Consider the following 12,127-nt stretch of genomic DNA (forward strand, 5'->3'; position numbering starts at 1 on the left):
GACTGAATGTCGGTCCCCGTCGATAACGGTGGCTCCGGTGAGCCGCCCTCGCCGTGACGCCTGGCCAGGCTAGCGCACCAGCGGCTCAGAGCGGAAATTTGGTGTCCGTCAGCCGCTCGGACAGCTCCCACAGCGCGGCGGCGGTGGCGTCGCGTTTGGCCAGCGGGCTGCGGCCGACCGGCTTGGTCCGGCCGAACATGGCGAACGCCGGACCGACGAAGCTGTTGCCCGCGACATCTTGGGAGATGGCGAACAGCGTCTGCCGGGCGCCGAAGTCGGCGTCGGTGGCCAGCTTGTTGCCGACCGACATCAGCGCGTCGCCGACCGGACTGCCGGAGTGACCTTGCAGGTTGGTGTGTGAATAGCCGGGGTGAGCGGCTACCGCCCGCAGCTTCGAGCCGGTGGTCTGCAGGCGGCGTTGCAACTCGCTGGTGAACAGCAGATTGGCCAGCTTGGACTGACCGTAGGCCAGCCAGGCCGAGTAGGGCCGCGAGGTCCAGTTCAGGTCACGCAGGCTGATGTAACCGATGTAATGCATCATCGACGACACCGTGACCACCCGGTCGGTGACCTTCGGCAGCAGCAGGTTGGTCAGCGCGAAATGGCCCAGGTGGTTGGTACCGATCTGGCTCTCGAAACCGTCGGTGGTGTTCGCGTGCGGGACCGCCATGATGCCGGCGTTGTTGACCAGCACGTCGACGTGGGAGATGCCGTCGGCGAACGTCCGCACCGACGCCAGGTCCTGGAGGTCGAGCTGGCGCACTTCGACGTCGCCGGTCATCTCCTTCGCCGCGGCTTCGCCCCGGCCGGGATTGCGGACGGCCAGGATCACCTGCGCGCCGACCCGGGCCAGCTCGCGGGCCGTCACGGCTCCCAGGCCGCTGTTGGCGCCGGTCACGATGACCGTGCGTCCGGTGAATGAGGGCAGGTCTGCAGCGGTCCACGACGTCATGCAAAACACAGTAGTGCGGTGCCGGAGGTGTCGGTGAACTACTTCGCGGCGACGGTGAAGCCGTGCAGGATCGCCTCGACGCTGACCGCGTCGGCGACGGCCTTGTCGGCCAGGCTGGTGACCGCCAGCTGAATCAGGTAACGCTCCGGATCCTCACCCGGTCCGTGCCCGATCACGATCCGGTTGATGGTGTGCAGCCGCTGGTCGCCGAGGTTGTAGCTGCCCTCGACCATCGAGGACGGGAAACCCTGGTAGTCGGCGTCGGACGACTCGAGTTGTCGGAAGTTCTGCGCCAGCCGGGCGTCGTCGTTGCCGTGCTTGACCAGCTCCTTGGCGTCGAAATTGCCGCCCAGTCTGAACACGATCAGCATGGCGTTCGGGAACGCGTCGGCTCCGGCGATCAACTCGGTGGTGGCCGGGATGTTCGGCCGGTTGATCCGCTGCCAGCCCTGCGGTGTGGGAATCGACACCGTCAGGTCGGTCAGCGTGGTGGGTTCGACGGGCTCGCCGGAGATGCCGTTGCTCTCCAGGTACTGCGAAAACGGGACCGGCGCCCCGGTCGGCGCGGCGCTCGTGGTGGTGGGTGTGGTCGACCAGATCGACTGGTAGTCAGGCGTTTTCGGCCCGCACCCGGCTGTCGCAACAGTCAGGGCCGCCAGCCCGGCGGCAACTCGCAGCGCTGGCCTCACAGGATCTCGCGAACCGTGTCGACCGGACGAGCCGGCCGCGTGCCTTTCGCTGTGATGACAACCGGCGGTGCCTGGAGGTACCGGGGATTGTGGTAGACGAGCACCTGGCCCGAATCCGAAACCATCTAGGCGTCTCCGTCGAAAAGCCCTGTGACGGAACCGTTTTCGAAGACCGCGCGGATGGTGCTGGCCAGTAGCGGCGCGATGGACAGCACGGTGAGTTGCGGGAACCGCTTCTCCTCGCCGATCGGCAGCGTGTTGGTGACGATGACTTCGCGGGCGCCGCAGGCCGCCAGTCGCTCGGCGGCCGGGTCGGACAGCACGCCGTGGGTGGCCGCGATGATCACGTCCTTGGCGCCGTCGTCGTGCAGCAGCTTCACCGCACCCGCGATGGTCCCACCGGTGTCGATCATGTCGTCGATCAGCACGCAGGTCTTTCCGGCGACCTCACCGACCACCCGGTTGGACACCACCTGGTTGGGCACCCGCGGGTCGCGGGTCTTGTGGATGAACGCCAGCGGCACGCCGCCCAGCGCGTCGGCCCATTTCTCGGCGATGCGCACCCGTCCGGAGTCGGGGGAGACCACGACCATGTTGCCCTCGGGGTAGTTGTCCCCGATGTAGCCGGTGAGCAGGTTCTGCCCCCGCATGTGGTCGACCGGCCCGTCGAAGAATCCCTGGATCTGGTCGGTGTGCAGATCGACGGTCACGATCCGGTCGGCGCCGGCGGTCTTCAGCAGATCGGCGACTAGGCGGGCCGAGATCGGTTCGCGCCCACGGTGTTTCTTGTCTTGGCGGGCGTAGGGGTAGAACGGCAGGACCGCCGTGATCCGCTTCGCGCTGCCGCGCTTGAGCGCGTCGATCATGATCAGCGATTCCATCAGCCAGTCGTTGACCGGTGCCGGGGCGGACTGCAGGACGAAGGCGTCGCAGCCACGCACCGACTCGTTGAAGCGGACGAAGATCTCGCCGTTGGCGAACTCGCGGGCGGTCTGCGCGGTGACGTGGGTGTCGAGTTCCTTGGCGACTTGCTCGGCCAGCTCGGGATGGGCGCGGCCGGAGAAGAGCATCAGATTCTTGCGGTTATCGGTCCAGTCGTAGCTCACGCGCCGCCCTTACTGATTCGAATCGGATGACTGCCATTGGAATACTAGGGGGTCTCGGTGGGTGCGAACGCCGAGTCGTCACCGTCGGGCCGGTCGGGGGCGCCGGCCGATCGGGCTTGCGCGGCGGCCTGGGCGGCGGCAGTGCCGGGGCGTTTGCGCTCGACCCAGCCCTCGATGTTGCGCTGTTGTCCGCCGGAGACGGCCAGTGCGCCGGGCGGGACGTCCTCGCGCAGCACCGTGCCGGCGCCGGTGTAGGCGCCGTCGCCGACGGTGACCGGGGCGACGAACATGGTGTCCGAGCCGGTGCGGACGTGCGAGCCGACCGTGGTGCGCTGTTTGGTGGTGCCGTCGTAGTTGACGAACACGCTGGACGCCCCGATGTTGCTGTGTTCGCCGATGTCGGCGTCGCCGACGTAGGTCAGGTGCGGCACCTTGGTACCGGCGCCGATCACGGAGTTCTTGGTCTCGACGAACGCGCCCAGCTTTCCGTCGGCTCCCAGCACCGAGCCGGGCCGCAGGTAGGTGAACGGGCCGACCACCGCGCCGTCGCCGATGACGGCGTCGCTGCCGTGGGTGCGGACCACCGAGGCGCCGTCGCCGACCGAGACGTCGGACAGCGTGGTGTCCGGCCCGACCGCGCAGCGGCCGCCGACGCGGGTGCGACCGAGCAGCTGGGTTCCCGGCTGGATGACGGTGTCGCGGCCGATGCTCACGTCGACGTCGATCCAGGTCGTGGCCGGGTCGACAACGGTGACCCCGGCCAGTTGGTGGGCCGCCACGATGCGGCGGTTCAGCTCGGCGGCCAGCTCGGACAGCTGCACCCGGTTGTTGACGCCGGCCACCAGCGAGCTGTCATCGACGTGGCGGGCCTGCACCACCTGCCCGTCCTGCCGGACGATCGCGATGACGTCGGTCAGATACAGCTCCTGCTGGGCATTGTCGGCCGACAACCGGCTCAGTGCTGAGCGCAGCGCCGCGATGTCGAAGGCGTAGACGCCGGCGTTGACCTCGCGGATCTCCTGTTGGGACGGCGTCGCGTCGGCTTGCTCGACGATCGCGATGACCTCGTGGTCCTGGGTGCGCAGGGTGCGGCCGTAACCGGTCGGGTCGCTCAGCGTGGTGGTCAGCACGGTGACCGCGGCGCCCCGGGAATTGTGCGCGGCGACCAGGTCGGCCAGGGTGTCGGCGTCGAGCAGCGGGATATCGCCGGAGGTGACGACGACGACACCGTGGAAGTCGTCGGGAAGCGCGGACAACCCGCACAGCACCGCGTGCCCGGTGCCGAGTTGCTGGTCCTGCGTCGCTGTGTCGATGGGCCGGCCCAGCGTTTCGGCCAGTTCCCCGATGGACTCCTCGATCTGCTGGTGGTCGCGGCCCAGGACCACGACCAGGTGCTGGGGCGCCATCTTGGCGATCGCATGCAGCGAGTGGGCCAGCATGCTGCGCCCGGCCAGGGTGTGCAGCACTTTCGGAATGTCGGACCGCATTCGGGTTCCGGCCCCGGCCGCCAGGACGAGGACCGCTGATTCGCCGTGTGTCGTCATCCACCCTCCTCGCTCTGCCGCCGCTACTCGCTCAGCGTGTCATTATCCGCACACCTCCGGCAAAACAAACCGTCCGCGCCGCATTCGGTAACGAATGACGCGGTGCACAATAATCACGTGGTGGACCGACGACGAACCGTACCGGCCAGCCCATCGCCGATCGAGGCGCTCAAGCAGCTGCCGGCGCTGGTTCTGCTGGAGCGGATTCCGGTCCCCATGCTCGCGGTGCTGCAAGACGGCACGATCGTCTTCGCCAACACGGCCTTCGCCGACATCCTGGGCCGGGACGCCGACGAGTTGGTCCGGCTGCGGTTCTACGACATCTTCTACGGCGCACTCGAAACGGAATCGGTGCTCTCGGTCGTCGACGGCCTGGCGAACATGGTCGTCGAGCTGGCGCATAAGGACGGCACGACCGTGCGGGCGCTGATGAGCAGGTCCGCGCTGCGTCGGGCGGACGACGAGATCGCCCTGGCCACCTTCCAGGACCTCACCGAAGAACTGTGGGCTAACGAGCCGTAGATCTAGGCCGGCTTGTCGGGCTCGACGTGGCGCAGCGCCTCGCGGGCCAGGAACTCGCGGTAGTAGCCCAGCGAGGTCTCGGTGACGATCGCGGGAAACAGTAGCTCCCACATGTGGGTCAGGCGGCGGACCAGGTCATTGCCGTCGCCAGTGCTCTGGCCCATCATCCGGGCACCGAAGGTCGCGCCGATGATCGATTCGCTGACCATCCGAGGGTCGAGATCTTCGCGGATGTCGCCTTCGGCGATCGCCCGCCGGGCTTCCGCCGTCATCGCCTCGATCCAGGCGGCGTACGCCTTGCCGGCGCTGTCGTTGAACTTTCCGAACGCCAGGGTCAGCTGCTCGGCGGTCCGTACGACCTTGTCGGTGGCGAACAGGTCCGCGGTGACGAAGGTGCCGTGCAGGATGTTCTCCAGCGCCGGCGAGAACGAGTCCGACATCGCGCCCAGTTCGGATACCACCAGGTTGGCGCCGTCTTCGATGATGGCCGACGCCAGCGCCTCCATCGAGTCGAAGTGGTGGTAGAAGGCGCCCTTGGTCATGCCGGTTCGTTCGATGATCGCGCCGCGATCGGCAGACGCGAACCCGACCTCCGTGAATACGTCAACCGCGGCGTCGAGGATTTTTCGCCGCGTCGCTTCCGATCGAACCTGGCGGGCCATCGATTAATCCCTCCGGATTTTCGGTCTCTTAGTCCGGACCATCGGTTGTGAGTCTGGTGTGGCGGCACAGCCTAACAGGCGGGCCGGCCGGCCTCGGCCGGTCGATGCCCCGGGGCGCGACGAGGCGGTCACGTCAGCCTGCCAGCGCCGATGTGCTTCCGATCGCGATTCTGGTCCGCCGTTTGATGAATTGGCGGAAGTAGTCGACCCGCTCGGGACGGGCAAAGCCGGGCAGCATCAGCGCCCACATCTTCTCGAGTTCGCTGAGGAAGTGTCCCGGCTCATCCAGGTCGGCGGTCTGACGCAGACCCATGTAGGAGGAGGCCAGCAGACGACCCACATCTCGTGGGTCGGTGTTCTCCACGACATCGCCCTCACCGATGCCCCGTTGCACGGCGACCGCGAGGTTGTCGATCCAACTCCGGTGCAGTTTGGTCTGCAGTCCCTCGAGCCGGCCGATGGATTCGACCAGATGCAGAGCCGCCCGGGACATGTCCTCACGGATGTCACGCACTGCCAGTTGGTAGGAGAAGTCGATCAATGTCTCGAGGCCCGACAGCTTGCGGGCCAGCAGTTCGTGGATCGCTTCCTCGGATCGGGAGATCTGGGTGTCGATGATCGCCAGCGCCAGCGCGTGCTTGGAGCGGAAGTGGAAATACATTGCGCCCTTGGTCAATTCGGCTTCGGCAAGCACATCGTCGAGGCCGACTTGATGAAACGGGAGCTGGGCGAATTTTCGGGCGGCGGCACGCAGGATCTGCTGGCGTGTGGAATCGGCGCGAGTATCGGTCGACTCGTTCATCAAGGGCCACCTAGTGCTGCTTCCGCCGCGAGCGTCCGGCAGCAGGCCCTCGGTCTCGAGGTGATGTCGGTCGAGCGCGACGAGCGCCCCACGGGCTTGAGGCGCGGTCGGACGAGCGTTTGACGGCCCCTGGTTTCGAGGCGCAGTAGTTCGAGCTTAATGCAATGACGGTCTGAAAATAGCGATCGACGCGGCGCGCAGGCTGTAAGGGCCGCATCGACACTCAGTCGGTATGAGGTCAAAGGAAGCTAACAGCTTCTGACCGAGTTTATCAAGTGTTAACGACGTTTAGTTTGCCCTAGGCTTCACACCATACGAAAAGTATGTAATAGTGCTCTCAACAAGAAGGTGGGTTTGTTGAGCGCGTGGCCGCAATGCCGCAGCCGGCGCACCCGTCACGCGTGTACGAGATCGATGAGTGTTTGTGAGGAGAGCACATGTCGTACGTAACCACACAGCCGGAATCGCTGGCCGAGGCCGCCGACAGCCTGGCGGGGATCGGTGCCGGAGTGAAGGCCGAGAACGCCGCGGCCGCCGCGCCGACCGTCGGAATTCAGCCGCCCGCTGCCGATCAGGTCTCGATCCTGACCGCCGCGCAGTTCGTCGTGCACGCCAATCTCTACCAATCGGTGAGCGCGCAGGCTGCCGCGGTGCACGAGATGCTGGTCAATACCCTGCAGGCCAGCTCCGGCTCCTACGCCGCCACCGAAGCCGCCAACGCGGCGTCGGCTCGCTAGGACCACAGCATGGATTTCGGCGCTTTTCCGCCTGAGATCAACTCGGGGCTCATGTACGCCGGGCCGGGGTCGAGCACGATTCTGGGCGCCGCCTCGGCGTGGGACAGCCTGGCCTCGGAGTTGCACTCGGCAGCCGCGTCGTCGGAGTCGCTGATCAGCGCCCTCACCGGCGGCCCCTGGCAGGGCCCGTCCTCGACAGCGATGGCCGCCGCGGCCGCGCCGTACGTCGACTGGATGACTGCCACCGCGACCCAGGCCGAGCAGGCGGCCGGGCAGGCCCGCTCGGCGGCCGGCGCCTATCACGTGGCGTTCGCCATGACGGTTCCTCCGCCGGTCATCGCGGCCAACCGGGCGCAACTCATGTCCCTGATCGCCACCAACTTCTTCGGGCAGAACACCCCGGCGATTGCGGCCACCGAAGCCCAGTACATGGAGATGTGGGCGCAAGACGCGACCGCGATGTACGGCTATGCCGACAATGCCGCTGCGGCTTCGGTTTTCACGCCGTTCAGCGCGCCCCCGACGGTGGCCAATGCCGAAGGTCTGGCCAATCAGGCCGCGGCGGTGAACCAGGCCGCCGGTAACTCGACGGGATCGGTGACCCAGACCATCACCAATGCGCTGCAGAGCATGACGTCACCGGCCGCGTCGACGTCGTCCGACTCGTTGCTGACCGACATTCTCAACGCGCTCGGGTTGACCGGGACGGCCTCGACGGGCTCCACCGGCACGGTGAACCCCATCACCGGGGCCATCGACAGCGGCTCGCTCATCCAGCAGATCATCAGCCAGACCGCAATCCTGCCAGGCTTTTTCGCGATGCAGATGGGCGTGACCGCGCTCGCGCCGATGATCTACACCGCCGAGAACCAGTCGATGCAGCCGGTGGCGGCGGCCGCGGGTGGCGGCGAAGGAGCGGTCGCTGCTGCGGGTGGGGCCGAAGGTGCTGCGGCGGCGGCCGGCGGAGCGGCGATGGAGCCGGCATTCGGCGCGCAGGCGTGGGCCGGTGTGGGCGAGGGTGCGCAGTTGGGACAGCTGTCGGTGCCGCAGAACTGGTTGTGGTCGGCCGCTCAGCCGATGGACGCCGTCGTTCCGATGGGTACGCCGATCCTGATGCCCGCCAGCGGAATCGGCACGGCCGAAGGTGGCGCTCCGATGGTGCTCGGTGGGCTGCCGAGGGCGGCGGCCGCCGGTGCCGCGGCTGGGGCCGGCGCTGCAGCGGTGAAGTACGGGACCCGCTCCAAGGTGATGGCGCGCCCACCGGCCGCCGGTTACCCGGCCGAAGAGTCGGCTCGAGTGGAGCCCGCCGCGTCCAACGGACATATCCCGAACGGTCATGCGCCGCAGGGGTACCGGCCGGCGATCGTCTATGTGCCGGCCAACGGCACCGCACCGGCGACGAATTAGCCGCGGCCTCCATCCATCAACTGAACCAAGGAGAACATCATGCCCACACGTTTTATGACCGACCCGCACGAGATGCGGTCCATGGCAGGCCGTTTCGACGTCCACGCCCAAACCGTCGAGGACGAGGCCCGCAAGATGTGGGCCTCGAGCCAGAACATCGCCGGGGCGAGCTGGAGCGGTATGGCTCAGGCCACCTCCTACGACACCATGGGTCAGATGAACACGGCCTTCCGCAACATCGTCAACATGCTGCACAGCGTGCGTGACGGGTTGATCCGCGACGCCAACAACTACGAGAGCCAAGAGCAGGCTTCTCAGCAGATCCTGTCCAGCTAGCCGGTCATCACTCGAAAAGGTTTGGGAGAACAATTATGTCGATCAATTACCAGTTCGGCGATGTCGACGCCCACGGCGCGCTGATCCGCGCTCAGGCCGCCTCGTTGGAGGCCGAGCACCAGGCCATCGTTCGCGATGTGCTGGCTGCCGGTGACTTCTGGGGCGGCTCGGGTTCTTCTGCCTGCCAGGAGTTCATCACCTCGTTGGGTCGCAACTTCCAGGTGATCTACGAGCAGGCCAACAGCCACGGCCAGAAGGTCCAGACCGCCGGCAACAACATGTCGAGCACCGACGCCGCCGTCGGTTCCAGCTGGGCCTGACAGCACTCAAACGCACAGTTTGTCGGAGCGAGTTGTTCATCCAAAAAGTATGAATAGTTGGGCGATCTACCGGCCGTCGGGAAGCCGGCGGCGGTCGCTCACCGCCGACGTTGAACCCCTGGCAAGCCGATCGGCACCCGCCTCCGCGGTCCACGACGGGTCGGGAATGGACGCGCCGGCGGCCGAGCCAGCACATCTTTGCTGTTTGCTGTTGGGGTCGACAATCAAGCCGGGAGCTTGCGCGTGACGGGGTCGTTCGTCCGGGCGAGTCACGGCCGCTTCCAGTCCACTGCCCGGTTCGACGCGCTGGACGGTCTGCGTGCGCTCAGCGTCATCGCGGTCGTGTGGCATCACACCTCGGGCTCGACGGGCACGTCGCTGTTCACCAAGGGCTATCTGGGGGTGGACTTCTTCTTCGCCATCAGCGGTTTCCTGATCACCACGCTGCTGATTCGCGAGCATCGATCGACGCAGCGGATCTCGCTGCGGAAGTTCTACGCGCGCCGCGCACTGCGGATCTTTCCGCTCTACTATGCGACCCTGCTGCTGTACGTCCTGTTGGTCGCGGCCACCCGTCGAGGCCAACCTGACGGCAGGCAATTCTTCGAGCACCTGCCGGCGTTCCTGAGCTTTACGTCGAACTGGTTCGTCGACCTCGGTCACGCCAATTCGGTGACGTTCTACTTCGCCTGGTCGCTGGCGACCGAAGAGCAGTTCTATCTGCTGTGGCCGCCGCTGCTCGTCGGGGCGCTCGCGCTCGGACGTCAGAGGGTCTGGGTGCCGGTGCTGGTTCTTGCTGTGCTGGTGGGTATTTCGCAGGGCGCCGGCCAATTCACCGATGCGACGGCGCTGCCGGGCCGCATTCCGGCCAGCTTGTCGCTGCCCATCCTGCTGGCGTCGGCGGCGGCGCTGACAGCGAGTACCGCTCGCGGTTTCGCGGCGCTCGCGACGGTCTTCGGCCGGGCGTGGTCGGCCCCGGTCGCGGCGCTGGCGCTGCTCGCCGCCATGGCGCTGGACGCGCCGCAGCAAGCCACCCAGTGCCTGATGGTCGCTGTCGTGGTCAGCTCGTGTCTTGTCGAGCGGACATCGCTGCACCCGCTCCTGCGTTGGCGACCACTGGCTTTCGTCGGAGTGATCAGTTACGGCGTCTACCTGCTGCACATGCTGTGCGCGAATGTGGTGCGCCGGGCTGTGCATCTCGACCATGGACCGCTGCTCTTCGCCGGCACGCTGTGCGCGGTGATTCTGGCTGCCTACCTGAGCTTCCGGTTTTTCGAGACCCCGCTACTGAGGCTCAAACGCCGCTTCGAGAGTGGCGCTCAGCGATCGGGCGATGACGTGGCGCGCCTCGCGGTCGCCGTCCAACCTCGCTGAGCTACCGAGAGTTTGCTCCGCTAACTGGAGCGGACGTGGTTGCGGTCGCTGGCTGGGTGTTTGCGTCCCCCGTTCGGCCGGTCGAGGTGGCCAGAACTGTGATGAAAAGCAAAGAGTTTGGTATGAGCTTCACAACATCCTAAAAGTATGTATACTGCCTTGAATAGTGAAGGTCGGTTTGTGGGAGCCGGCTCGGGGAAAGGGTCGACAAAGATGAAGGTTGTCCTGTTCTGCGGCGGTTACGGCATGCGCATGCGCACCGCCGAAGACGACGTCGTGCCCAAGCCACTCCAGATGGTGGGGCCGCGGCCGCTGGTCTGGCATGTCATGCGGTACTTCGCCCACTACGGCCACAGGGAGTTCATCCTCTGCCTCGGCTACGGCGGGGCGAAGATCAAAGACTTCTTCCTCAACTACCGCGAGGTCGAATCCAACGATTTCGTCATGAAGTCGGGAAATGTCGAGCTCTTCGACTCCGACATCGACGACTGGACCATCACGTTCGTCGACACCGGGCTGGAGTCGCCGATCGGTGAGCGCCTGCGGCGAGTCCGCAAGTACCTCGGCGATGACGAGTACTTCCTGGCCAACTACGCCGACGTGCTGACCGACGCGCCGCTCGACCACATCGTCGAGCGCACCACCGCCGCCGGTGCCACCGCGTCGATGTTGGTCGTCCCGCCGAAGTCGTCGTTCCACTGTGTCGACATCACCAAGCAGGGCGACATCAAGGACATCGCGCCGATCGAGCGGTTCCCGATCTGGATCAACGGTGGCTACTTCGTGCTCAAGCAGGACGTCATCGATCTGATCCCGGAGAACGGTGACCTGGTCGCCGATGCCTGCATGGCGCTGACCGGCACCGGCAAGTTGATCGGTTACCAGCACGACGGATTCTGGCGGCCGGCCGACACCTTCAAGGAGCGTGCCGAGCTGGACGCCAACTACTACAAGGGGATTCATCCCTGGATGGTGTGGAACAACGACGCCCCGGTGGAGAAGTCCGCATGATGTCGCTGACGCCGGTCAACCTGAACTCGGTGGCCGTCATCGGCGCCCACTGTGACGACATCGTCATCGGAGCCGGCGCCACGCTCATCGAAATCGCTCGCGACAAGCCGAATCTGGTGATTCACGCGCTGGTGCTGACCGGTGGCGGCACCGTCCGTGAGGTCGAGGAGAAGGACGCGTTCGCCGCGTTGTGCCCGACCGCGGATGTCCGGTTGACGGTCGCCGACCTTCCCGATGGGCGGCTTCCCGACAACTGGGGAACGGTGAAGGAGACGCTCGCCGACTTCCGCCGCACCTGCGAACCGGACATGGTCCTGGGCCCGCAGCGCGCCGACTATCACCAGGACCATCGGTTGCTCGCCGAGCTCATCCCGACCGAGTTCCGCGACCACCTGGTGTTGGGTTACGAGATTTTGAAGTGGGAGTCGGATCTGCCGAATCCCACGCTCTACCTTCCGATCTCCGAGGACGCCGCGCACCACAAGACGCGGCTGCTTGCCGAGTGCTACCCGTCCCAGGCCGGCCGCGGCTGGTTCGACGACGAGGCCTTCCTCGGCCTGATGCGGGTGCGCGGGGTGCAGTGCCGCTCCCGCTACGCCGAGGGTTTCACGATCGAAAAAGCGGTCCTGGATCCCGATTCCGACTTTTCGGTCAACTAGCGCCGA

General features: G+C 66.2%; 15 protein-coding genes. 8 read left to right on the forward strand and 7 right to left on the reverse strand.

The features are described from left to right. Positions 1-85: 85 nt before the first annotated feature. Genes ACZYW1_RS16485 through glmU form a run of 5 tightly spaced genes read right to left on the reverse strand, consistent with a single transcriptional unit; the run spans position 86 to position 4,291 of the window. Complete coding sequence (locus ACZYW1_RS16485) at positions 86-952, reverse strand: oxidoreductase (RefSeq protein ID WP_463787255.1); 867 nt, start codon at positions 950-952, stop codon at positions 86-88. A 38-nt stretch (positions 953-990) separates the two neighbouring features. Beyond that, positions 991-1,641: an LpqN/LpqT family lipoprotein gene (locus tag ACZYW1_RS16490; RefSeq protein WP_463787256.1), complete on the reverse strand. Its 651-nt coding sequence runs from the start codon at positions 1,639-1,641 to the stop codon at positions 991-993. Further along, positions 1,638-1,766 (reverse strand): hypothetical protein, encoded by a 129-nt coding sequence (locus ACZYW1_RS16495; protein WP_463787257.1) that lies wholly within the window; start codon positions 1,764-1,766, stop codon positions 1,638-1,640. Before ACZYW1_RS16495 ends, ACZYW1_RS16490 begins: the two co-directional genes overlap by 4 nt. Continuing rightward, the gene (locus tag ACZYW1_RS16500; RefSeq protein WP_463787258.1) at positions 1,767-2,747 is read right to left on the reverse strand and encodes a ribose-phosphate diphosphokinase; all 981 of its coding nucleotides are present in this window, start codon (positions 2,745-2,747) and stop codon (positions 1,767-1,769) included. It abuts the gene before it with no gap. A gap of 44 nt (positions 2,748-2,791) precedes the next feature. Then, on the reverse strand, positions 2,792-4,291 hold the full coding sequence (gene glmU / locus ACZYW1_RS16505; RefSeq protein WP_463787259.1) for a bifunctional UDP-N-acetylglucosamine diphosphorylase/glucosamine-1-phosphate N-acetyltransferase GlmU: 1,500 nt from the start codon (positions 4,289-4,291) through the stop codon (positions 2,792-2,794). A 120-nt stretch (positions 4,292-4,411) separates the two neighbouring features. Between glmU and ACZYW1_RS16510 the strand changes: the two genes are divergently transcribed. Next, the gene (locus ACZYW1_RS16510) at positions 4,412-4,813 is read left to right on the forward strand and encodes a PAS domain-containing protein (protein ID WP_463787260.1); all 402 of its coding nucleotides are present in this window, start codon (positions 4,412-4,414) and stop codon (positions 4,811-4,813) included. A 2-nt stretch (positions 4,814-4,815) separates the two neighbouring features. Here the strand turns inward: ACZYW1_RS16510 and ACZYW1_RS16515 are convergent, their stop codons facing one another. Together ACZYW1_RS16515 and ACZYW1_RS16520 are read right to left on the reverse strand one after the other, a co-directional pair. Next, positions 4,816-5,475, reverse strand: coding sequence for a TetR family transcriptional regulator (locus tag ACZYW1_RS16515; protein ID WP_463787261.1), 660 nt, complete (start codon positions 5,473-5,475; stop codon positions 4,816-4,818). 133 nt (positions 5,476-5,608) lie between these two features. Then, entirely contained in the window at positions 5,609-6,280 is a 672-nt protein-coding gene (locus tag ACZYW1_RS16520) for a TetR family transcriptional regulator (protein WP_463787262.1), read from the reverse strand. A 434-nt stretch (positions 6,281-6,714) separates the two neighbouring features. Between ACZYW1_RS16520 and ACZYW1_RS16525 the strand changes: the two genes are divergently transcribed. The 7 genes from ACZYW1_RS16525 (at position 6,715) to ACZYW1_RS16555 (ending at position 12,121) form a co-directional block, all read left to right on the forward strand. Further along, a complete protein-coding gene (locus ACZYW1_RS16525; protein WP_463787263.1) occupies positions 6,715-7,014 on the forward strand; it encodes a PE family protein in 300 nt (99 codons plus the stop codon). A gap of 9 nt (positions 7,015-7,023) precedes the next feature. Next, positions 7,024-8,421, forward strand: a complete 1,398-nt coding sequence (locus ACZYW1_RS16530) for a PPE family protein (protein ID WP_463787264.1) — start codon at positions 7,024-7,026, stop codon at positions 8,419-8,421. 39 nt (positions 8,422-8,460) lie between these two features. Continuing rightward, positions 8,461-8,757, forward strand: coding sequence for a WXG100 family type VII secretion target (locus tag ACZYW1_RS16535; RefSeq protein WP_463787265.1), 297 nt, complete (start codon positions 8,461-8,463; stop codon positions 8,755-8,757). 35 nt (positions 8,758-8,792) lie between these two features. Then, on the forward strand, positions 8,793-9,077 hold the full coding sequence (locus tag ACZYW1_RS16540) for a WXG100 family type VII secretion target (protein ID WP_463787266.1): 285 nt from the start codon (positions 8,793-8,795) through the stop codon (positions 9,075-9,077). Positions 9,078-9,320: 243 nt separating this feature from the next. Beyond that, positions 9,321-10,451, forward strand: a complete 1,131-nt coding sequence (locus tag ACZYW1_RS16545) for an acyltransferase family protein (RefSeq protein WP_463787267.1) — start codon at positions 9,321-9,323, stop codon at positions 10,449-10,451. 213 nt (positions 10,452-10,664) lie between these two features. Next, a complete protein-coding gene (locus ACZYW1_RS16550; RefSeq protein WP_463787268.1) occupies positions 10,665-11,462 on the forward strand; it encodes a glycosyltransferase family protein in 798 nt (265 codons plus the stop codon). After that, the gene (locus ACZYW1_RS16555; protein ID WP_463787269.1) at positions 11,459-12,121 is read left to right on the forward strand and encodes a PIG-L deacetylase family protein; all 663 of its coding nucleotides are present in this window, start codon (positions 11,459-11,461) and stop codon (positions 12,119-12,121) included. Before ACZYW1_RS16550 ends, ACZYW1_RS16555 begins: the two co-directional genes overlap by 4 nt. The last annotated feature ends 6 nt before the right edge of the window (positions 12,122-12,127 follow it).

Source organism: Mycobacterium sp. IDUB_36 (genome assembly GCF_055419225.1).